Source organism: Vibrio sp. S234-5 (assembly GCF_000960595.1).
Lineage (GTDB): Bacteria > Pseudomonadota > Gammaproteobacteria > Enterobacterales > Vibrionaceae > Vibrio.
On record NZ_JZAM01000360.1, the window covers coordinates 50,564 to 71,488 of the forward strand.

General features: G+C 46.6%; 28 protein-coding genes. 5 read left to right on the forward strand and 23 right to left on the reverse strand.

What is annotated here, in order from left to right; all coding sequences use genetic code 11:
- Nucleotides 1-34 precede the first annotated feature (34 nt).
- The 23 genes from UF06_RS19250 to UF06_RS25100 all read right to left on the reverse strand — a co-directional run bounded on the left by UF06_RS19250 (nucleotide 35) and on the right by UF06_RS25100 (nucleotide 15,563).
- Nucleotides 35-1,042: a hypothetical protein gene (locus UF06_RS19250; RefSeq protein WP_045571865.1), complete on the reverse strand. Its 1,008-nt coding sequence runs from the start codon at nucleotides 1,040-1,042 to the stop codon at nucleotides 35-37.
- Nucleotides 1,043-1,301: 259 nt separating this feature from the next.
- Nucleotides 1,302-1,892: a Gp49 family protein gene (locus tag UF06_RS19260; protein WP_045571867.1), complete on the reverse strand. Its 591-nt coding sequence runs from the start codon at nucleotides 1,890-1,892 to the stop codon at nucleotides 1,302-1,304.
- Between the two features lie 100 nt (nucleotides 1,893-1,992).
- Entirely contained in the window at nucleotides 1,993-4,065 is a 2,073-nt protein-coding gene (locus tag UF06_RS19265) for a hypothetical protein (protein ID WP_045571868.1), read from the reverse strand.
- A complete protein-coding gene (locus UF06_RS19270; protein ID WP_045571869.1) occupies nucleotides 4,065-5,741 on the reverse strand; it encodes a terminase in 1,677 nt (558 codons plus the stop codon). The genes UF06_RS19265 and UF06_RS19270 overlap by 1 nt, the downstream gene beginning before the upstream one ends.
- Complete coding sequence (locus UF06_RS19275; protein ID WP_045571870.1) at nucleotides 5,738-6,625, reverse strand: hypothetical protein; 888 nt, start codon at nucleotides 6,623-6,625, stop codon at nucleotides 5,738-5,740. The genes UF06_RS19270 and UF06_RS19275 overlap by 4 nt, the downstream gene beginning before the upstream one ends.
- Nucleotides 6,626-7,114: 489 nt before the next feature.
- On the reverse strand, nucleotides 7,115-7,447 hold the full coding sequence (locus UF06_RS23235) for a hypothetical protein (RefSeq protein WP_052702589.1): 333 nt from the start codon (nucleotides 7,445-7,447) through the stop codon (nucleotides 7,115-7,117).
- Nucleotides 7,434-7,985 (reverse strand): lysozyme, encoded by a 552-nt coding sequence (locus UF06_RS19290; RefSeq protein ID WP_045571873.1) that lies wholly within the window; start codon nucleotides 7,983-7,985, stop codon nucleotides 7,434-7,436. The genes UF06_RS23235 and UF06_RS19290 overlap by 14 nt, the downstream gene beginning before the upstream one ends.
- Nucleotides 7,967-8,275 (reverse strand): hypothetical protein, encoded by a 309-nt coding sequence (locus UF06_RS19295; RefSeq protein WP_045571874.1) that lies wholly within the window; start codon nucleotides 8,273-8,275, stop codon nucleotides 7,967-7,969. Before UF06_RS19295 ends, UF06_RS19290 begins: the two co-directional genes overlap by 19 nt.
- Before the next feature lie 139 nt (nucleotides 8,276-8,414).
- Nucleotides 8,415-8,774, reverse strand: a complete 360-nt coding sequence (locus UF06_RS19300; protein WP_045571875.1) for a type II toxin-antitoxin system HicB family antitoxin — start codon at nucleotides 8,772-8,774, stop codon at nucleotides 8,415-8,417.
- Nucleotides 8,771-9,019: a type II toxin-antitoxin system HicA family toxin gene (locus tag UF06_RS19305; protein WP_045571876.1), complete on the reverse strand. Its 249-nt coding sequence runs from the start codon at nucleotides 9,017-9,019 to the stop codon at nucleotides 8,771-8,773. Before UF06_RS19305 ends, UF06_RS19300 begins: the two co-directional genes overlap by 4 nt.
- Nucleotides 9,020-9,125: 106 nt before the next feature.
- Nucleotides 9,126-9,722 carry a BRO family protein gene (locus UF06_RS19310; RefSeq protein WP_052702590.1) on the reverse strand — a complete coding sequence of 199 codons (597 nt, stop codon included), beginning with the start codon at nucleotides 9,720-9,722 and terminating at the stop codon, nucleotides 9,126-9,128.
- Between the two features lie 364 nt (nucleotides 9,723-10,086).
- Nucleotides 10,087-10,863, reverse strand: a complete 777-nt coding sequence (locus UF06_RS19315) for a TIGR02642 family protein (protein WP_045571877.1) — start codon at nucleotides 10,861-10,863, stop codon at nucleotides 10,087-10,089.
- Nucleotides 10,860-11,306: a hypothetical protein gene (locus UF06_RS19320; RefSeq protein ID WP_045571878.1), complete on the reverse strand. Its 447-nt coding sequence runs from the start codon at nucleotides 11,304-11,306 to the stop codon at nucleotides 10,860-10,862. Before UF06_RS19320 ends, UF06_RS19315 begins: the two co-directional genes overlap by 4 nt.
- Complete coding sequence (locus tag UF06_RS19325; RefSeq protein ID WP_045571879.1) at nucleotides 11,303-11,593, reverse strand: nuclease domain-containing protein; 291 nt, start codon at nucleotides 11,591-11,593, stop codon at nucleotides 11,303-11,305. The genes UF06_RS19320 and UF06_RS19325 overlap by 4 nt, the downstream gene beginning before the upstream one ends.
- Nucleotides 11,590-12,186 carry a DUF1367 family protein gene (locus UF06_RS19330; protein WP_045571880.1) on the reverse strand — a complete coding sequence of 199 codons (597 nt, stop codon included), beginning with the start codon at nucleotides 12,184-12,186 and terminating at the stop codon, nucleotides 11,590-11,592. Before UF06_RS19330 ends, UF06_RS19325 begins: the two co-directional genes overlap by 4 nt.
- Complete coding sequence (locus UF06_RS19335; protein WP_045571881.1) at nucleotides 12,183-12,467, reverse strand: hypothetical protein; 285 nt, start codon at nucleotides 12,465-12,467, stop codon at nucleotides 12,183-12,185. The genes UF06_RS19330 and UF06_RS19335 overlap by 4 nt, the downstream gene beginning before the upstream one ends.
- Nucleotides 12,464-12,811: a hypothetical protein gene (locus UF06_RS19340; protein WP_052702592.1), complete on the reverse strand. Its 348-nt coding sequence runs from the start codon at nucleotides 12,809-12,811 to the stop codon at nucleotides 12,464-12,466. Before UF06_RS19340 ends, UF06_RS19335 begins: the two co-directional genes overlap by 4 nt.
- Complete coding sequence (locus UF06_RS19345; RefSeq protein ID WP_045571882.1) at nucleotides 12,808-13,185, reverse strand: hypothetical protein; 378 nt, start codon at nucleotides 13,183-13,185, stop codon at nucleotides 12,808-12,810. The genes UF06_RS19340 and UF06_RS19345 overlap by 4 nt, the downstream gene beginning before the upstream one ends.
- Before the next feature lie 6 nt (nucleotides 13,186-13,191).
- A complete protein-coding gene (locus tag UF06_RS19350; RefSeq protein ID WP_045571883.1) occupies nucleotides 13,192-13,830 on the reverse strand; it encodes a DUF6475 domain-containing protein in 639 nt (212 codons plus the stop codon).
- A gap of 5 nt (nucleotides 13,831-13,835) precedes the next feature.
- The gene (locus UF06_RS23240; protein WP_052702593.1) at nucleotides 13,836-14,702 is read right to left on the reverse strand and encodes a helix-turn-helix domain-containing protein; all 867 of its coding nucleotides are present in this window, start codon (nucleotides 14,700-14,702) and stop codon (nucleotides 13,836-13,838) included.
- Nucleotides 14,702-14,911: a hypothetical protein gene (locus UF06_RS19360; RefSeq protein ID WP_045571884.1), complete on the reverse strand. Its 210-nt coding sequence runs from the start codon at nucleotides 14,909-14,911 to the stop codon at nucleotides 14,702-14,704. Before UF06_RS19360 ends, UF06_RS23240 begins: the two co-directional genes overlap by 1 nt.
- A gap of 2 nt (nucleotides 14,912-14,913) precedes the next feature.
- A complete protein-coding gene (locus tag UF06_RS19365; protein ID WP_045571885.1) occupies nucleotides 14,914-15,300 on the reverse strand; it encodes a hypothetical protein in 387 nt (128 codons plus the stop codon).
- A 53-nt stretch (nucleotides 15,301-15,353) separates the two neighbouring features.
- Nucleotides 15,354-15,563 (reverse strand): helix-turn-helix transcriptional regulator, encoded by a 210-nt coding sequence (locus UF06_RS25100; protein ID WP_082069784.1) that lies wholly within the window; start codon nucleotides 15,561-15,563, stop codon nucleotides 15,354-15,356.
- Nucleotides 15,564-15,666: 103 nt separating this feature from the next.
- On the opposite strand from UF06_RS25100, the gene UF06_RS19370 reads away from it, so the two are divergent.
- The 5 genes from UF06_RS19370 to UF06_RS19390 all read left to right on the forward strand — a co-directional run bounded on the left by UF06_RS19370 (nucleotide 15,667) and on the right by UF06_RS19390 (nucleotide 20,472).
- Nucleotides 15,667-16,332 carry a LexA family transcriptional regulator gene (locus tag UF06_RS19370; protein WP_045571886.1) on the forward strand — a complete coding sequence of 222 codons (666 nt, stop codon included), beginning with the start codon at nucleotides 15,667-15,669 and terminating at the stop codon, nucleotides 16,330-16,332.
- A 10-nt stretch (nucleotides 16,333-16,342) separates the two neighbouring features.
- Complete coding sequence (locus UF06_RS19375; RefSeq protein WP_045571887.1) at nucleotides 16,343-18,202, forward strand: DEAD/DEAH box helicase family protein; 1,860 nt, start codon at nucleotides 16,343-16,345, stop codon at nucleotides 18,200-18,202.
- Nucleotides 18,199-18,621, forward strand: coding sequence for a hypothetical protein (locus UF06_RS19380; protein WP_045571888.1), 423 nt, complete (start codon nucleotides 18,199-18,201; stop codon nucleotides 18,619-18,621). Before UF06_RS19375 ends, UF06_RS19380 begins: the two co-directional genes overlap by 4 nt.
- A 602-nt stretch (nucleotides 18,622-19,223) precedes the next feature.
- The gene (locus UF06_RS19385; RefSeq protein WP_045571889.1) at nucleotides 19,224-19,787 is read left to right on the forward strand and encodes a hypothetical protein; all 564 of its coding nucleotides are present in this window, start codon (nucleotides 19,224-19,226) and stop codon (nucleotides 19,785-19,787) included.
- A gap of 94 nt (nucleotides 19,788-19,881) precedes the next feature.
- Entirely contained in the window at nucleotides 19,882-20,472 is a 591-nt protein-coding gene (locus UF06_RS19390; protein WP_045571890.1) for a hypothetical protein, read from the forward strand.
- Nucleotides 20,473-20,925: the final 453 nt, after the last annotated feature.

Below are 20,925 nucleotides of genomic sequence, written 5' to 3' on the forward strand. Positions count from 1 at the left end.
TCTTTCGAACGGGGTTGGTTATTTGCTGCGGCGTCTACACGCCTGCCATTTCAAGTAGTGCTTCAATTTCTGCTGTGCTCTTACCTTGCATCATCGCCATCAAGCCTTCGGCATCTGCGTTTGCCATCTTTTCCAGCTCAGAGGGCTGATGCTTACTAGTAGAGCCAACAGCGCTAGGCGAAGAAGGCAGAGAGTTTTTCACTTGGCTCTCCACCTCTTCAGCTTTAGCTTTTATGTCTTGCTCAGTGATCTGCGACGCAGGCGCAGGTTCTGGCACCGACATTTCGGCTTTGGTCAGATTAACCACTTCGGCAAAGCGCTCTGCCAGTGGCTTGTTTGCCCAATTTGGATCGGCACTTAAACGGTCATCAATCTCACACGCCTTTTGCCATTGCTCTCCACCTTTCTCGCGCCAAGAAGATAGATCAGCATTCCCTTGAAGCGCTTCAAAGATGGGGTCAACGTTAGGTTTCTGTGTTTCCTGTGGCGATGTATCGGCTTGCTTCGCCGCACCATTGGTTTTCGCAACGACGACCTTCAAGATTTTACCAATCTCTGGATAGTCATCCATTAGAGCGTCAAGCTGTTCATCGGAAATTGACAAGTTCTCTGGTAAGTCCTCAGGTTCAACGCCGAGCTTTTCCAACTGCTTATTGCGAATTTCAAGTAAGCGCTCATTCTGGCTAAGCTTTTCACGATCTTTTTCAAGCTCTTCGAGCTTAGCTTTCAGTTGCTTGTTAGTCTCACGTTCACGCTCAAGCGTTTCGTAAGGGATAACGTGCTCACCATCTTTCGCTACAATGCCAATTGGCTTTTGTTCCGCTACCTGCTGCTCTTTAACTTGTGCGGGTGCCGAGTCCGCAGCATCACTATCGGCAATGTCAGTATCCGAGCTACCATCCAGAGTCGTGTCACCAAGCTCAATGGGTTCATCGTCGTCATGCTCTGGATCGTCATCCAACACGCCATCAATGCTATCAAGCAAGGCTTCAAGCTCTTCGGGGGTTTCACTACCAGTTAAATTGTCTAGATTGATTCCCATTTGTACTTCTCCTGTGTAGACGTATCGCTGTCTGTGCGCGTAAGCACTCTGTTAAAAAATGCTTACGAGCTCAGGCAAGCAATATCAAATTCGGTGGGTTGAGCGGTTTTAATGCAAGCGCATGTAAGAAGTTGGGCGTCTTGCTCTGGGTAGTCGGTGATCACAGCCTTGCCAATAGGCACTGAGCGAAAACCTTGGTCGCATAAAAAAACCGATAGCCCTTGAGCCATCGGTTCTGTGTAGCATTCGAGTTTGAGCATTAGATGTAGTTTCGCTGTTCGAAAACACTGCGGCGAACGTGGTAGATATCTTTCTCATCCAAGAAGCAAACGAAGTCGCCAGCATTAACAGGCTCGAAATGGGCAAACTGGTAGCACTCACCACCAATCGCAATCTCACTCAAGCATGGACCACCTGATTCTGCTTGTTTGAGTGGGATAATTACTTCATCTGGTTTCACTTCATAGGCAATGCGCTCTATGGCCTTGCCCTGATAAACCTTGAATTCATTCAAAACGGCATGAGGTTTTGGTTTGTTAGTATTTGCACAGGCATTTCCGGTACTTGGATCGCCAAAGCGATCACTCGTTTTGCCCGTCACTTTCAGCAAGTAGCCTTCAAGCTCCCATAGTTTGTTAACTGCCGACTGTACGCAACGCTCTTTCGCGTACTTGCAGCCGTCTTCCCATTTGTAGTTTTCCGGATCGACACAAGCTGATTCGCCGTAAGCCACTTGAAAACCATTGGGCAGAAAAGCCCAACATCCTGTTACCGTTGTGTTCTCAACTCGAGCAAACTTGAATTCAAGCTGGTCAACCAAGTTAAGGATGTGTTCCTTTTGCACTTTCATCTTTTGCACCCAAATTTCGCCAAATAAAAAAGCCCCGACCAGTTAAGGGCGAGGCTTTGCATGATGGGAGAAATGTACCCCACATTTTGGCGCCGTTCAATTACAACGTCAGAGCTTCCAATTGCTGCTCAATCATATTGGCCCATTGAGCTCGGATTTGCTGCAACTCTTGATTCATTCGCTCTACTTCCTGCAGAAGCTTGCCCGTTTCAGCTTGTGTCTTGGCATCGTTGTATCGCGCTGAATTTGCGGCCGCTCTCTCTTTCTCTGCAGCAGCAATGGCCCTCTCAACTTCGGCTTCGAGTTTCTTCACTTTCGCTTCCATCTCACGCATCGCCAATTGCATCTGAGCTTCCTGCTGTTGCTGCTGAGCCTGAATAGCCGCTAACTCTTCCTCGCTCATCTCCTCTTGAGGCTTCTGAATACCAATCGCATCGCGAACCCGATCAATAAACTCGGCTTTGTTTGGAATATCGGTCAGTTCAGCCACAAGGTCTATTACGGCAACTTGAACCTCTGGCGGCATCTGGGCGGTAATTTGCATCATGCGATCTGCAAGCTGCTGTTTATAAGCCGCGGTCTGTTGGACTGGTGCCAACGCAATGTGTGCTCGTAGCTTCGTGATGTCGTTGCTTAAACCTTCATCCGTTTCTTGGTTAATCATCACATGCTTGCGCTTACGTCTGTCTTCACGATTAATCGTTACTGGTACGTTTCTGCGTCCCTTGAGGTCCGTAATTAAGTAACCAAGGATCAACTCTCCGAGTAGCTGGCAAGAGTAGCGATAGTTATCATTGATTTCAGCGAGTGTCGTGGCTCCTTGTTCGACCAGATTTGCGATTGCAACACCACTCGCTGCATTGGACTCTTGACCTAGAAAAGCCCCATATACGCCCATGGTATCTTGAATCAACTTCATTGATTCTTGCATGACCGCAAATTGCTGTTGAGCAATGGCAAAATCCTGCTCAACTTTGAACGCATCTGATACCGATTTTTTGTTGCGCCGTTCCGGGTTGAGCTCAATGTAGCCATCAGCGCGCTCTATCTCTGTCAACACACTCTCACGGCTCATGTTTGTCGCATCTTGGTCGGCGATGACACGTTTGGCTTGCAGTAACCAAGTCAGCTTGATACGTCTAAAGTTCACTTCATCCTGTGCAGGAATTGCTCGAGCAATCAACCCATACGGTTCACCGTTCGCATCTTTGCGGTAACCAAAGAAAGGAACAAGCGGAAACAACCCCTGAGGCGCATCACACTCTTTATCGCCGAGATGGTGCGGCCCTGCGTACCAACTCTCAATGATTCGGCTGACTTGAGCCATTCGCACATTTGCCTTACCGAGTGCTGCTGCAGTCGCATGCACCAAGTTATTTTTATCGAACTCAATCACTCGTCCATTTTGCAACTCGATTACCGGCTTTCTCTCCATCGTCCGGTAGTAAATCACCTGCAGACGAATACGTTTTCGGTTTTGGGATAGCCACTCGGTTTGCTTACGACTGTAGCCTTTGTACTCTTCATAGGCATTGACCAGATTAGATTCCATGCCCTCAACCAGTTCTGTTTCAACAAACCCATGCCAACCATTGGCCGCGTTCTCTAAGATGTCAGCCTTGTGCGGCACCAATGTCATCAGCTCATCAACGTCAATCCAGCGACAGCGCATTACCCATCTTGCATCGGACCAGTCAGGTTCTTTTGATAACCAGTCCCAATACACTTCATCGCGAGGAACACTTTGAATCTTATACTTAGGACCAAAGAGGTTTTCATTTCGAAAGACTTCGACGACACCAAAGCCGCATTTTATTTGAGATGAGTAAGCATCAGAGCGGGCTTTATCCAACTTACTAAGACGACAAATGTCCTTGAACTGCTCGTTGATTGCCTCTGCGAGTTCATCAAACTCTTTGCTTGGGTCATCGGCCATCACAACTAGGTCAGTGCGAGTCTTTGCCTCCATGCCAAGCACACCGTCAACGGTTGGCGCAATCAGGTTGTGCATTGTCATCGGTTGATCGCGTTCTTTAAGCACTTCAATGACTTTCGGTGCAAGCTGGTCGCCGTCGTAGTAAGCGCAGGCCTTGTTCGCGTTGGTTCTCCATCCGGGTTGTCCGTCGATATCAGACATGATCTCTAGGAGTTTTTGTTGCTCGATTTTTTTCATTAGTGCGCCATCCAGTGCTTGGGTTCGCGTTTAATTGGAGAGGATTTGTGTGTGATTGGCATTCTTGCCCGCATTTCTTGGGCGATGGCGTAGCTCATGACTTGATCGTCAAAGCAGCCCTCTTGAGCGTTCATTGAGCCGTTTTTTTGATAGACGTAAGTGGTTATTTCGCTAATCGTGCCAATCCAGCGGATGCCAGATTGCCTATTGCGAAGCAGGGTCTTTAATCCCTCGGTTAAAATTGGCTTGCTGTATTTATTGGTGAGCCAGCCAAGTTTCACCGTTTCATCTTCATCGGCCCTATCAATATATTGCTCAGAGTAAATTCGGCTGAGTTTGTAATGCTTTTTAAACTCAAGAATGAAAGCGTGGCCATGGTTATTGCGCTCTGGCCCTGCATAAGCCCAGTTGTAAAGCTTGCCGATGTGCGCTGCCAACTGAGCAAAAAGCTCTACATCCAAATGCCCGTACCAATGAGCCACTTGCTCGCCAGTGCTTCGCTTAACGACATCAAGACTGCAGCGGTCACCGTGTTCAAGTCCTTCTGCAATATCGATACCCATCGCATAATCTTCATCTTTCTCGGGCAGTTCCCAAACCAGCAGCATGTTCATCACTGAGTTCTGCCCCTGCTCATCCATTGTTTCTGGTTTATTAGCTCTGGCCATGTTCCCGGTTACGGGTTCAACGTCATAGACAATGAGCGGATTCATCGTTTCGCCTTCAGCTTGCATGGTACTGAGCGAGTCAAAGACGCGACGGCCAGAAGTAAGAAATGCTTCAAGCGGCGTAGACGGAAACTCCTGCTTCATCTCATCGCGTTGTTCCGCTTCTTTCAACACGTACCATTGGCGCTGCTCATCATCGATTTCGCAATTCATCGCATCCTCGATAGCGTCAAAGTACTCTCTCTGGGTTTTACTTATCACAAGCCCAGTTTCAGGCACTTTGGCGCGATACTTCGGATCTTGCCACCACGCGAAAAAATGAAACTTCCAGTCGAGCTGAGTTAGCGGCTTTTCAATGCGACTCATCTCTAGCGACTTCATCGTCATGTTGTAGAAATCACCGCCAACGCCCTCGGCAGTGGATTCGATGAATGCAATACATCCAGGATGGACGGCGTTAAGCGTCCCTGTTCGAACCTCTTTCGCTTTCGCAGGATACTTAGCGCAGATTTTGCCATGCTCTGAAACGTGCAAGCGGTGAACGGTACCAGAACGAAACGACGTCGCTACTTGAATGCTTGAACCATGTTCAAAAACAATGTAGCCGCCAGTTGAACCAGAGCGCCTGCTTTTAACTTTAAATCGCGTCTTGAGCCAAGCTGGCAAGTTATCAAACGGTACCTCAATCTTGGTTCGATAAATTTCACCTGACGCGGATTGGTCTTGTGCGATAATCCCGCACTTTAAGTTATTGTTAAAAAGCGCTTCATCGAGCAGGTAGATATCAATAGCCGTTGAGAAACCAAGCTGCCGCGCTTTTAAGATAATGTTGAGATACCACATCATCTCAAAGAGCAAACGCTGAGCGGGTCGAAGCCGGAAGCGAACTAACTGCCCCTGCTCGTTCTCGATCATGTAGAGATTATCGAGACGCCACCATTTATCGCTGAGTTTGTCCTCAATCTCGAGGAGTTCAGCATCGGAGATTTCTTCAAACTGATGTGTCATTGCGTCTTGCTCATCAAGCCATCGCCGCCCATGGCGCGAATATCATCAAGAATCTTGGAAACTGGCGTGTCGTCGCCTTTGCCCTCTTTACTGATTTTGTCAGCTTCTAGGCCAAGTTTGCGCGCTGCGTTTTCAACTCGCTTAGTATCAGCAACGATGTGTGGCACTTTGACTGTATCGATTTTCAAAGCGGAAAGCGTTCGAGTAATCGACTCAATACGGCTAGTCAACGAGCCCAATCCATTTTCAATTCGATAGTAGGATTCATACAGCGAAACGCGGTCCTCGATGCTATTTGCGTTTTTAATGTCGTCCATGCATTGAGAAAGCGCCTCCGCGCCAGATTGAAGACGAACACGACAAAGCTCCAATTCATCTTGCAAGTCTGCAATGGCCGCAGCATCAAACTTCTCAAGCTCGTTTTCTTTGAAGTACCTAGCGTAGATGCCATGTTTTCTGGCCCTAGAGTTGCCTGGCTCTGCGGAATTGCTTGGATTGGGATTGCCAGCGTTGCCAACAGAGATTTTATGACCGGGAAGAAAACGCCCGCTTTCATCTCGTTCGCTTTGTCCCATGTCATGTTCGTTACTGGGCTCTAAAGCCTCTGACTGCTTGTGATTTTGTTTGTGACCATTTTTTCGTGTCACTTTTTTCTTATCTGCTTTTTGCGCACATTGCGCACTTCGACTTTGCGCAGAGTGTTTTTGCGCATTTTGCGCAGTGCGATGCGCAGATTCATCATGCGCAGTGTTACGCACTTTGATATATCGCCGAGCGGTCTGATAGTTGAGCCCTTCGCTCTCACACCACTCCTTTGCAGAAATGCCAGTTCTCGCGTGGGCAACTTCGAATTTCTTTTGTAATAGTTCCCATTTGTTCGACATGTTTTTCTCTTACTACTTTCTCATAAGCTCGTTGGAGAGTTCCCCTTCCACTACCCAATCCCCGATAACGGGGCGATGGGTAGTTGGGATGCAAATGCGTTCACCCGAAGAGAGGTAAACCCGAGCCGATTTGCCGTTATACCCGATAACGCCCTTAATCTTTCCTGTCCGATTTGGTTGACTGACTTCAGTGAGCTTTTTCATTTGGGCATTCCACTACAAACATAATTGGAGCCACTGCGGTGAGTGGCTCCTGTTATGGCTATGGTGTTATCGGTGAGAGAAGTGAGCTAACCCGGCTTGTTCTTTTGAGTACGCCATTGGAGATACTCGTCGGCTTGGGCTGCGCATTCACTAAGCGCCGCTTTCAACCGCGGGATGTCTTGAGTAACGATTTGCGGCCAGGTACCGATGACTTGAGGCTTATAACAGGGAACGATAAGCCCCTCGGGAGGGAGAATGTATTCAGTTACTACGATGGGTTCAGGTTTAGTAGGGCTGGCGCAACTGCTCAGTAACGGTATCAGGGATAGCGCAGCGACTATCCGCCACTTGCTGCTCAAGAAACTGGATGTCATGGCGAAGCTTTTCCTCCTGCTTTGCGTTTCTGTTGGCTCTTTCGATAAGTAAGGTGTTCATGCGCTCGCGTTCGTTACTGACTTGCTCAAGAAGTGTTTTGCGCATCAGGCTCGTTGCATTGGCGCTGGCCAGTTGCTCACGTAACAGCGAGTTTTCAGCCTTTTGAGCTTTGATGTGCATAGCCATCCCAAAGAGCGTGGCAATGAGAAGAGCGGCGACTACCGCTTTACTAGCGAAGCTCATTGATAATTTCCGTATCGGTTGGAAGCTGGCCCAGTTGGAGCAGTGCGTCGTAAACAGAGATTTGCCCGAGACAGAGCTGGGTTTCGATTTCCCGCCTAGAGACTATTCCTCGGCATTGCCACTGCGGATCCCGACAGTCTCTTGGTTCTCCGCCTATCGTGACATAACGCCAACGGTTGAACTGATAACAGGCGTATTGGATTTGGCCACGCTGCAGATGACGATAGAGCGTAGAGTTTTCGAGTGCTCCGACTCCGACGTTGTAAGCAAAGTCCAGCGTAGCGATGTGAACATTGGGCGGGAGTTGATAGGTAAGCTTTTCAAGCGGCTGATTATGCTTTTCTAGAGATTTAGCCAGCATTTCCGCGCATTGCGCATCAGTGTACTTATCACCCTGTTTAACGCCGTTGGTTTCGCCGTTACAAACGGTCCACACTCCGCCAACGTCCTGATATGCCACATTCTCTTTGCCCTCGAAAGCAGCCGTCAACGCAACTGCCCCGACAAGCGTTGCACCGATTAGTCTGTTGTACCGCATTGTTCATGCTTCTGGATGGGAGATTTAGGATACAGCCATCGAGCGGCCGTTAGCGCGATACCCAAAATAGACAGCGAGGTACCGACCACAAAGGCAATGTCGCTGCCATACCAGGTAAAATTACCCGCAATGATGTCTGCAAAGCTCGAATTGAGCATGGATTGGTAGTTCTCTACCCCTTTAGCGACACCAACGCCGACGGTTGTGCCGCTACCCACCGCGATAGACATGGTGGCTTTGTCGGTAAGAACGGGGCTGGATGTCTTACCGATGGAAAAGAAGAAGCTCATTAATAGTCCCCGGAAACGAAAAAACCCCGCCGAAAAGGCGAGGTTCTACATCATGGGTAATAATTTACCGAACTTTTTGGTTCAGTCAATGACAGCATAGCCACAGGCTTTAGTTGATTTTCTGGCGGCGATGGTTATTTCAACGATTTAATCCATCGACTAACTCTGGATGAACACGCGCAATTTTTTCACGAATCGCATTGCAGACGAACGCATTCAAACTCTCACCTTCTGCCGCAATAACGGCGGCACGATGCAAGTTCTCTCCGGTTCTCACGTTAAAGGAACCTTTGCACGGCTTATTAGGTTCGCGCCCAAGCTCCGCACATGAAGCCAAGTACTCATCAACAGAGTATTGAAACTCTCGCTCTAGCTCCTTAATCGTGCTGGCTTCATAAGTCACCACGTCGCGAATAAAAGCCAGCTTTCCAAACAGCGTATTAGTCTCTAGCTCTGGCTCAATTGTGCCAATGTAGCCCTTATACCTTAAGTAAGTCATAGAATGCCCTCTTGTTTCAGGTGCATGATTACCGATTTAAGCGCACCACCTTTAATTTCGTTCTCAGGGTGAGGCTTATGCAGCAATAACAACGCATCAGTTTCAGCATTGAAGAAACGCACGCGAGAACCTGCCATTTCTTTCTTCTCATATCCTAATTGAGCGAGTAGCGTAACCAAATCACTCCAAGGGAATACACGTTTTGCGTTTTGTAGCTTCGCCAGAAGCTTTTCTTGCTTTCCCATTACCACTCCTTGCTCTATACGCAAAGTATAAACAGGAACAACACATTTGCAACTATATTAAGTTGCAAATGACAAATGAACCGCGAAATGACTCCGCCCCGATAAGTTAGTGTTTCGCGGCAGATTTACTGGCGGTGATGGCTATTTCAACCATTTTCTTGTTCACCGCTTCGGCGATCTGCGCCATTTCTTGCATGGTAAAAATACCTGGCTCTGCAATTAGGTTGGCGATCCGGCTTTTGCTGACAACAAAGGCATCATTAGGGATGTGTTTTGCTTCCACGGTTTGACCGTTCTCGATAACGAGCATGATCCGCGTCATAGAAGGAATTGGGAGCTGAGGTTCTGGTAGTGCTTGGGTGAGGGGCTGAGTTTGGGCTGATTCGGTCTCTTTATCGAGCACATCCAAAACCCATTTGCGGAATTCTTTGGCTCTTTCCGTTCTAGATAGCATAGCAATAAGATGAGCGCCGCGAAGGGAGAAAATGCGAGAAGATTTAGTCAAGTTTCCCGAGAGGGTCAAATTGACCTCTTCGGTCATTGCGCTTGAAAACTCATCTTTGTTCCGAGCATAAACTCGGCTAATTGAGTTTGAATTTGCATAACCAAGAGCCTTTGCAATATCGGATGCTGATAACCAGATCTGGTTGCATTTCTCGATTACATCAAAGCGAGTATTTTGGAAAGTAAGTGCTGAAGTCATAGTGAACTCCTTGAGTATGATACATAAATCACCACACAAAGGTTCCTAATCAATGGGTGGTGAACTGAACGAGGTTAGGAACTACCGTACTCAAGGAAACGGCGCGCCGAAGCGCCCTCATCCAGCCCACCATAATTCTATAGGTGTGCCGAAGCCACACACAAAAAAACCAGCAAAACGCTGGCACTTGTGTGCCTTGAGTTACAATGCGGGGTTCCTACGCCCGACACTGGATTTTGCCAGTGCGAGGTAAAAATAGCTCGGTACATATTGACTGTCAAGCCGATAAACTTTAAGTGTTGCTTGTTTCGCCATCTAATGGCACCCGAAAAAGGAGATCGGCCACAGCTTTCCATTCTGTTACTCATCCCCCAAATACCCCAAACTTCTCCAATCTCAACCGCTTTTCCAATGCATCTGCGGCGATGATCTCCTGCCTGCAATAGCCACTTACAAGCTCAGTGATTACCGGGAGGAAGTTGCGCGCAAAATCCTCTTCTGAAATGCGCACGCCGAGCTGACGAAACTCCGCGTATATTTGCTCTCTTGTTGGGCGAAGCATCCCTACACCACCGCATTCGTTGCACAAGCGAAGCAGGTAGTTACCTGAACCATGACATTTGGGGCAATTGAGTGAGTCACCCGCTTTCATCTGCGCATGTTCGTGTAACCTCGCTTTCTCAAGTTCTATGTCCTGCTGGTGTTTCTCTATCAATGGTTGCATGGAAAGATTGCCGGACTTTTCCATCGACTTGATGCGCAATTTCCATGTCTCGATAAGCTTCAGAGAGCGCTTCGAACGTGCGTCGTATTTCTTATACAAACTGCGCAGTTTAACTCGCTGTGAACGCAGAGGAACTTGCAGTACTAGGTTGGCAACAATATCGGCTACCGCGCTCACATGGTTTACCTTCTCCTGCGCGACAGTTGCGCGCACATGGTCAATGAAGGTCAGGCGTGCAGCTTCATCCCCCAAATAGCGGGCCTCGATAATGGTTCGCCCTACCGGGTGATGCAACAGCTCAGCCGAGAACGCAGCCAGTATGACATCTGGCGTTAATCGTCTGCGCCCTACTTTCGATTCCACAATCATTGCCTTTGGTGCATGGAGCTTTGCCAACATTTCCACTGCTTGATTCATAGTTCACCCGCCATATAGTTGATTATTATTTGTTTTGCTTCGTCAAAGCCTTTAGGGAAGACCACCAAGTAACCCTGCTGGCACAACTTGTCACCTAGCTCACTTTGCGCATTTGAAATTACAGAGCGATAAGGCGCTGGCGCTTTCATTTCAATGCGCAAGCCGTGATAGCCACATCTGGCCACATCAAAGACGTAGTCCATGTAGCCGGATGTCCCGCCCATCTCGATGAAATCCTTTCGCGCTTTAGGCCCACGCTTTCCTTCATTGGGAATGTGAGTGAGATAGTCGGCGATATTCAGCCCGTCAATGACAGTGTGCTTGGCCCACTGATACAGCGCTTTGCATTCGGCCAGTTCGATTTCTCTTACCTTTCGCTTGGCCTTGTCACCGCTCATAGAGACATGCTTCCCTGCAAGCCTTTCGATTTCATAGGGGTTCATGCAAACGTCAGTATCCCTTCTTCCACAAAGCTTTCTTGAGTCTCTTCTACCGCTCGGAGTTTATCGGCGGCATACGCTTCGCGACCGCAGCGATCAATCTCTGCATGGCAGGCTGAACATGCATAAACCACCATGTTATCGCCTGCTTTAATGCCCATCCCACGGCGTAAGCCAACATGCGCCGCCACCGTCGTTTCTGGGTCAAAGTTACAAATGCCGACTAAGCGCAATGTGCATGCTTTACCGCGAGCCGACTTCATGATTTTTTTACTGCGAACGAGCGTCATACATACCCCAACATCTGGTTAATGACATTCTCCATTTCGGCTTCATTTCTTAGATAGCCACCTGGTCGAACGATTTGATTCCAAACCACATTGAATGAAGCGCGATATAACTCCTGAAACTCGTGCTCCTGCATGTTGGCAAAACTGATTGACTTAGGCTCTTTACGAAGAGCCCCATTAGGCAGTGTCACAATGCTAAAAAATCCCGCTTCCACCACAACCCAACGGCGGTAAGAGAGAAAACTCTTTTCAACGGCGTAAGTGGTTCGCTTGTGTATGAGCTGGTTGAGAAATGCCGATTCGAACTCGAGCAAAACGTCTTCCTCTCCAACATGCTTCACTAAGAACTTCACAAAGTTATCCAACAAATGACGCTCGTTCGGACACACGGCCCCGCCAGTGGGTTGCCAATAATCAAACCCAAGTTTAAGCAGTGCCATATACTTGCGGTGAAACATTGGATTGCGCACTTTGCTTGGCAGCTTGGGGAACTCAATCACTTCGCCGATGGCGTAGCGACGTAAAACCTCATCATCTTCTGGAGACAGAGGGGCTAACCCCCCTGTTTTGCAGCGAACAAGGGATAAGCTCATTGCAGATCCCCTTGGTCGTCTTTAAGCAGGCTCAGAATACGATCATTCGAATTGCTGAAGTTCTCGTAATCTTGTGTCTCACACTCGTCCCAGCGCTCGATTTCTTCGCGCTTTGCTTCACCGGAAATGCAGTAAAAAACATACGTCACCACACACGCGCACGCGTAAGCAAACAGCGCCTTTTCTTCAGGCTCGAATGACGTCAAAGAAATAAAGTAGCCAGCCGCAATCGCAATACAAACCGCGACAAACATCATGGAGATTGATTGAATAGATTTCATGAGTTCACCTTCATCCCTATTCGTTTCGCCACCTCTTTCACTGGCAGAGACGGCACAAGGCGATAGCGCCAAACTTGTTTCTTGTTCACAACTTCCATTTTGCGTTGCTTAACCAAGCCATGCCGTGAGGGGCTGACTTCACGAAGCCTTGCAGAAATAGCCGCTTGCGTATCGCGATCTGGAAAATGAGCGTGGATCATCGCTTCAATCTCGCGCAGAGTATGCCAACCGTTATTCGACACCATCACCGCAATCACTCGGCCAATCTGTGAAGTGTTGAAATTGATCTGCTCTGGATACTTGCTGCGCTTCCACGCCTCGATGGATGTCATCATTTCCGTCATGCAACACGCTCCGATTTCAGGGCCATTTCCCAATGCTTAAACATTTGCTTGGTCGGCGGTAAATGCTTGTCTGCTTCAAAGCAGTACATCAGCCATTGGTGCACAATGGCCCGTGTAGGACGAAACTGGTGCAAATACATCTTCACGCCGTATTCTTTGGCAAGATCAGCGAGGATAACCGCGTGTTTTCTTGGTATACCCTGCTTTTCCCAATCTCGAACAGCGCCGTAACTCAGATCATCACAGCGACGAGCGATCATAAAAATTGCGTCCCCCCGCTCCATCGGCAGCTTGCGAAGCAGTGAGAGAAACGCATACGCACTCAGCTCATCACGCATGGCTATAAATTCACGTTTGGTAAAATGGATATTCATTGGTCGTTACCTCTTTTGGGCCAATTGCATTTGCACAACGTTGGATTGACTTACCAGTGCCACTGGCGCTTTCTGAGTCGCATCACCGCCACGATACACAAGCTTGCATTGCTCCCTATCGCCTACACTCAACGGCGGGTCGATAGCAAAGCCCGAAGCCGCGTTCTCCGTTTCAGATACACCAGCCAACACTCTGGGATAGCTGCTCGGCGGATTGAACAGATACGTGCGATAGCGGTTCTCAAAGTCCTTTTGGCGAAATGTCAGCTCTTCCTCGCTTCCGTGACAAAGCGCTGGCCATCCCCCCATATCACTCACCACCGCATGGATCAGCGCATCGTCAAACACCACAGAGGTGTAAGAACCAACACTGCCTATCGCCTTTTTGGTTTTGTTCCAAGCCAAGATCGCCCGATCTTTCGAGGTACCGCCAAGCAAGCGCACAATGTCTGCCGGCTTTGGCGCAAACTGGCCGTTATCTGGGTTGCGGCGGTGCATGGATAAAGCCTGTTTCACCGCGGCAAGGTCAAAGATACTCAAGTCTTCCCAATACACGCTGAGCAGTGCGGGGGTCAGTTCCATCCGGTAAATACTCAGCGTGGCCGCAAGTGTTTCTGCAAATTCTGGTCGTTGATTAGGTGTCATGGTCGTTACTCTCCGTGTTCGAAGGTGTTTCCTGTGCTTGTGGTCGTTCCTAGCCATTGGTCAATGGCGCTCTGGTTCCTCGCTTCCAGCGCGGATTGACGCCCTTGAGGTGGCGCAGAGATTGGCGCATGTGAACGGGCCAAGTGGTTTTCCAGCCACTCAACCTCAAACCCTTGCCAGCCTCTCTCCACGCAAATCCCCAGCACATCGTCGGCGGTCAGCCCTAGTTTCTGCTGTGCAAGTTCAAGTTTGGGTCGCAGACGGTTGATCGCCGTTTGCGTCAGAGGGGCGCGTTTCTTGTTGCGGATTAGTTGCCAATCACTCAGCACCTGATCGCTTGGTTGTGTCGGCCAGTTTGAAAAATCCAAAGCCTGCGCTTTTTTTGGTTTACTTTTTTTCTCTTGTTTAAATTCAGTATTTGTTAAGTGATCAGTACTTATTAAAAGATCAGTATTTATTAGTGTCGGCTCAGCCGGATACGGTTCGGCCGTTTCCGGTTCAGCCGTATCCGGCTCATCCACCGCTTCCGTGTTATCCGTATCCGGTTTAGGCGTATCCGGTTTTTCTAGTGGTTCATCAAAGACCACATAGTCCACACCCGACATTCGGCCAGAGCCATTACGCCGTTGTCTGCGTTCCACAAACCCTTTCTCAACCAGTTCTGTAATGGTTGCGTAAACAGCGTCACGCCCAATAGGAGCAGCGGTATCACTAAAACACTTGACCAACTGAGCAGGAGACACTTCCCAGTTGTCCGGCTTGCTCAAGAGGTACGTCAGCACTCCGATAGCGCGTGGGGACAAACCGCTATCAAAAATGGCGTTATTGATAATCGTAAAACCGACCTTTCTGGCGCTACGGATGATGCTCATTAGTGAACTCCTTCCGCTTTCTTACTGAAATCAAAGGGATTATCAGTCCCCGCCCCTAACATATGCGCAATCAAACGGCCACGAACTTGATCGCGGCGCTCGCCTGAATACTCAGCAGCCTGAGTGATCACCAATTCAACAAACGCAGACTCCGAACTGCATGGAGTGTGAGCGGGGTTGGTCCCCCGCCCTTTTTTAGTTGTGTTCATGTTTATCGGGCCTCTTGTTGTGGCGAGCGAGAGGAAGGCGTAAGAACATCAAACTCCCCCTCAACGGTGAATGGTTTGTGATTTTCGATCTCATCAAAGAAATCAAGTCGCTCTCCCCCTTGTCGCTCCCAAGCAAGCAGCACTTGGTCTCGTAACTCGGGTTCACTCTTCAAAAGAGCGATCACCGCTTGGATGATCAGCACATTGCAAAGAACGGCCTTTTGCGCGTCTACTTCATTTGCCAGCAAGGAAAGAAACTCGCTTTCATCCAACGTGAATCGGGCTTTCACCTGAGACGTTCGCACCTTGTCGAAGGGCAAGCCCTCCATGCCAACGGTTCGGTTTTGCTTGAGCTGTTCAATTTTCTGATTGATTTTGGTCATTTTCATTTGGTCGTTACCTCGTTAGGGGCCATTTCATTACCCATTTACTGTTAGTCTCACTACGAGTGGGGTTCAGGGAACACATCACTGAAAGTGCAATTAGCATTTAAGCCATTGAGAGCCTTTACGATTTTCCAAGCGGTAGAAACATTTAGATTTCGCTCACCGCTTTCATATCGGTCAATGGTGCTTTGGCCGACACCAATGGCTTCGCCCAAATCTTTTTGAGTTGCTCTAACGGCATTTCTGTAGTGTCTGATCTTGTTCATAACACCTCCAAATTGGGATTTATACCATAACGGAATACCAGCAACAACATGGATATACCAATAAGGCCATTTTAACTACATTCCGATATGGCATAATCTGGGAATGAAAATGAATTGGAACGATCTGGTTAAAGCCAGAATGAAAGAAATTGGCATGACACAGGATGCTCTTGCCGAAAAGATGGGTCTTGCGCAGGCTTCGATAGCCCGTTACCTAAATAAAAAACGAGAGCCAGATATTGATACAATCGCCAAGATTATGAAGTGTGTAGGTCTTGATCAATTGATGTTGAGCTCTGATGGTTATGTTGAATACCCTGACGAAGTATTGGCGAACGTTTCGAGAGTTAAGGTTCAACCAAAATACCAGAATTCTTTCCCCCTATTGAGTTCTGTTCAAGCCGGCGCTTGGTCTGAAGCCGTAGAACCCTATCGGCTTGATGAAATAAGCCACTGGTACGAAACCACAGAAAGAGCCAGCAAACGCAGCTTTTGGTTGGAAGTAGAGGGCGACTCAATGACATCCGCAACAGGTGTGAGCTTCCCAGAAGGCACGCTAGTGTTGGTAGATACAGAAAAAGATTACCAAAACGGTTCACTCGTCGTCGCTAAGTTAACCGATGTAAACAACGCAACCTTTAAAAAGTTGGTGATCGATGCAGGGCAAAAGTATCTCAAGCCCCTTAACACCGCTTATCAAATGATGCCAATTAATGGCAACTGTCGCATTATAGGCGTGGTGATCGATGCAAAATTAAAATTATTCTAAGGATGGAAAAATGTCTTATTTCTTTGACACTGCTGTTAATATTGAAGGAAATAAAAAACTAAGGTCACCTCAAATTGAGGCATACATAAAAATAAAAGAGTATTTTAATAGCAAACCTATAAATAGAGAAGCGCTAGTTGTTTTGCCAACTGGTACTGGGAAAAGTGGTCTAATATCTATATCTCCGTTTGGTGTGGCAGAGAAGCGAGTTCTTATCATTACTCCGGGATTAATTACCAAAAATAGTATTCGTCAAACACAGGAAGCGCTTAAAGACAACTTCTGGATAAACTATGACATAATTTTTAGTGGAAAGGATATACCAATAGTAAGTGAGTACCTTCCAGAATTGTCAGACGAACACCTCAATCAAAGTCAAATTGTTTACACCAATATCCAACGAATTTCCTCCTCAAGAAGCAACGGCCTGTTGAGTCGAGTTCCACCAGATTTTTTTGATTTTATTATTGTTGATGAGGCACATCACTCCCCTGCACAAAGTTGGAAGGAGGCATTGACGTATTTTCACAACGCAAAAGTGCTACATGTAACAGGCACACCATACCGTGGTGATAATATTGATTTGCCAGGTGAAAAAATCCACGAAACTCCTTTATCTGAAGTAATGCGCGACAGATATGTGAAATGGCTCAGAAAAGATACTGTAAATGCCCATGAACTTTATTTTACAACTCCTGACAAACCTGGAATAAAGTTAAGTAAAGAAGCAGTCCTTGAATTCAAAGATAAAGAGTGGATTGAAAAAAGTATTGCACTTTCTAAAGGTTGTTCTTTAGACGTTATTGAACACAGCCTAAACAAACTAGATGAACTGAAGTCTGCCTCACCCAACGTTCCCCATAAAATACTAGCAGTTGGATGCAGTATAGCTCACGCAGAAGATCTGCTGAGTTGGTATAAGGAAAAAGATAAGAAACCTGTCATTGTCCATAGTAAAATGGAGCCTAGTGAACTTCACGAAGCACTTCAGAAAATAGAGCTTAATCAGTGTGATGTTGTAATATCTGTAAATATGCTTATGGAGGGTTACGACCACAAATATCTTACTGTTTTAGCAATTTTTAGACCTTATAGAAGTTTAAATGCTTTTGCGCAAGTAGTTGGCAGAATACTGAGGACAATTCCTGAAAACGAGATAACCCACTTTGACATTGATAACAATGGAATTGTGATCTTCCATGAGGAAATCGGCCTTAACTCCATGTGGGAGAGTTTTCAGAAAGAAGTGGAGAAAGCTCGCCGAGTTAGAGAATACACTTACACCGAACGTGATTATGAGGAACGAGAGCATACATTAGCGGGAGTTGAAAGCGATATCTCTTACGTTAGTGACAGTGACTCTTACCTACATGATATTGATTTTAACGATCTTTTTAATCGAAAACGCCAAGAGATTAATGCCTCCGTAGAAACAAAACTTAACCAAATCAAGCAGTCTGGCGTGGATATCCCTGATGACATACTAGAAAATTTACGCAAACAACTAGCGGAGAATGAAACTCAAAAAGCGGCAGAAGAGTTTATCGATCCAGAGTTGATTTCCAAGCGCCCTCATATCGCGAGAACAAAACTGAGGCAAACGCTAAAAGAACGCACCCAAGATATGGCTTCTAACATATTGATTGATAATGGTATCGGTGAAAAGAGCTCCGAACTGTATCATAATTTCAGAAATCACATAGTTCCGCTACGTGAAACTGACGCAAATGATGGTATGATTGTAAGATACGTTAACATGAAACTTTACAATATGTTTGGGCCCATAAAAGACCGAGATAACCATACTTTGGTTGCGTCTATTAATAGCTTGGAGAATATATTCAGAGAGATTGAGAGGATGATTAGATGAATAACGCTTTGATTATGAAAGAAATTAACAAAATTATATCATTCTGTATGGTCAAAGGTGTCCAACCTAGTGAACTCGCTGCTTCAATTTTTGAAAGTGAATATCACCACATTGAATCATATAAGGAAGGTGATAAGGTTGTTTTTGTACTCAGCTTTATTGATAGAAGCGAAGATGACGTTAGCAATATTAAAATGAAGTATGTTTACAATGAAAGTCAGCAGTTAATCTCAGTTAATCAAAAAGTTAACTCCGGTCCTTATAAGATTCAGTGGGATAGAAATCAAAAACTTACCGACATGCTAAAATCTCTCGCCCAAATGGTACCTGGCGATACCGCATTGATCGACAAGTTAAAAGACGCAATCCCTAATGAATTCAAAGACATACTATACCCACACTTAAAGTTAGTAAGTTAATAAATTTCCACATCAAAAAAGCCACTACACTAGTGGCTTTTTTTGCTTCTTAGCATCTCACCACTACCCTTTGTAAGCAGCCCTACTTTGCCTCTCAAACTCCAAAATGTAATACAGATCACATTCCTCGTATCCCCAAAAATTTAATTCCATTTTGGTATTGACAATAAAATACCATTTCGGAATACTATTTATACCAAAGGCAAACAGCCTTACGCTCTTTAACAACATGAACCATGAACGATAACTACCCTCTCCGCTTGTAGGTGAGAGTAGAGGTCAGCCCAAGATCCACGAATGGGCGACATGAATTTCGTGAAACAGACTTGTGTGCCTCTTGCGGCGACCGGATGTTGGCCCCTATGGATAACGGGAAAAGCTTGGAAGAACCAAGCCGCTAACATTGCTGGAATGGCTTAACCGAGTGGATGACCCGCAATGCACACAACCCCGCCTAGTTTCGGCGGTGAGGTAGAAACGCAAATCGGCTTTGGTAACAGAGCCAATTTGAAACCCCTTTTTTGGTCGGACAGCGGCGTTAGGAAAGGCCGACAAAGCCTAACAAAACTGCATTAGAGGGGTTTCAAATAGAAGGAGGATTTATGCTTGAGCAGCGATTCATTTTCACTAAGCCAATGCCGTTCATTGCTTATCGCCATTTTGACCGATTGATGGCCGATATTAACGGCCTAATGAAATCACAAACTCATACCGATATGTTACGGCTCACTCTCTGCTTGGTTGCGAGTAATGGGCAGATCACTGTTGCGGGCTTTACGACATTCGCAAAACTTGCCGAACGCAAAAATGTTGCCGTTCATTTTCAACTGCCGTCCATAGTTGATGCATATAACTTACGCGGCATTCCAGAACATGACCATAACGTAACGTTCACTATGTTAGGAATTGAGCTGCTCTCTGGGTCGATAGAAGCAATTACCGATCTGATTACCACCTATGAAGGAAAAATGTGCTTTTTGAATTTCTCAAGCGACATCACTCAACGAGCAATGTCGCCAGATTCTTTTGAACATTGGCTCAAAGATGAACTCTCTATTTCACCACCCCTAAACGCAACTTTGCGCCCAGTTCAAGTAGACGTTGATGGGTTGCCTCTTCCTCAATTAGCTCGAAGCGTTCTAGATATTTTTGATACCTATTCTTAATGCTTTCTGACACTCAGTAACTCGGGCGCGAGCTATAAAAAACAAGCAGTCACTCTTGTGTTTGGGGAAAGGGTTTCAAATAGAAGGAGGTTCTGTGTCAGATCTTGTCAGAAAAGGGCTGGTTTTCCCCAGCTATCGGCCTTCACTTAGGTATAACGAGGCATACAACGTTTTCAACGTTTTGCGCGATGAATGCTGTAAAGGCCTTTACCCAAATCAAAACTTTGTTGTCATGCTCAGTTTCATCTGCCGATTCAAAGATTTTACGTTGGGAGCCAACGTCAGCTTTATGCAAGCCGGAAACGAGGTTCGCACCGATTGCTCTCAGGTTGGCCTCTTTGACCACGGAGTTGTCCCAGATGGCATATGTAAAACAAATGGTTGGGAAAACACTTTAGCCTTAGAGCTCGTTGGCATTGATTCCCTTATAACCACGCGCAAGAGTAATCTTGCCGAGTTATTTAAAGCGTTTTGGGAATCAAACGAGCGCTTCTATCACCTTACAGGCGACATCAATAAAAACCTGATGCCACCCAACAGTGAGTTCGAACAATGGCTGAATGGAAAACTTATCTCATTTTCTCAGGAAGCGCACTTTTCGCTCCAATCTCTTGAAGATAATCAAGGGAAACATCCACAGGCGTTAATTTGTAGCGTTTTAGAAAGTCTGGATACATGGCAATAGCATCTTCAGTTACCCAGTAATCTTGCTTGCCGTACTCGTCAGGATTTTTATTGTAAATCAGCAAATTAACATTCAGGTCTATCGCAAGCTGCTCTTCAAGTGAACCAAAATGCCAAGGTGGCAAATTTGTACAATCAGGTTCGAACACAAAATGGAAAAACTTCATAGATTTTAGCGCCTTCGTTTACATGAAATGTTGGGGAACATGATTGTAGCTTGGGCGCTAGATCCAAAACACCAGTAGCCATTTTTGTGTTTTAGGAAAGCTATAGAGATCACGCTCTGGGTGTGATGCAACAAACCAACCTGCTTTGGTGAGCGACTGTTTTTCTTCAACTTTTGACTGTCGGTGTTAAATTTTTGAAGGTCGCTCAACCAAAGCAAGTGAAAGCGTGACTACAAGGTGTGTCAGCTAGTAGTGCAAATCCTTGGCTCGATGTTCCTAACATCGAG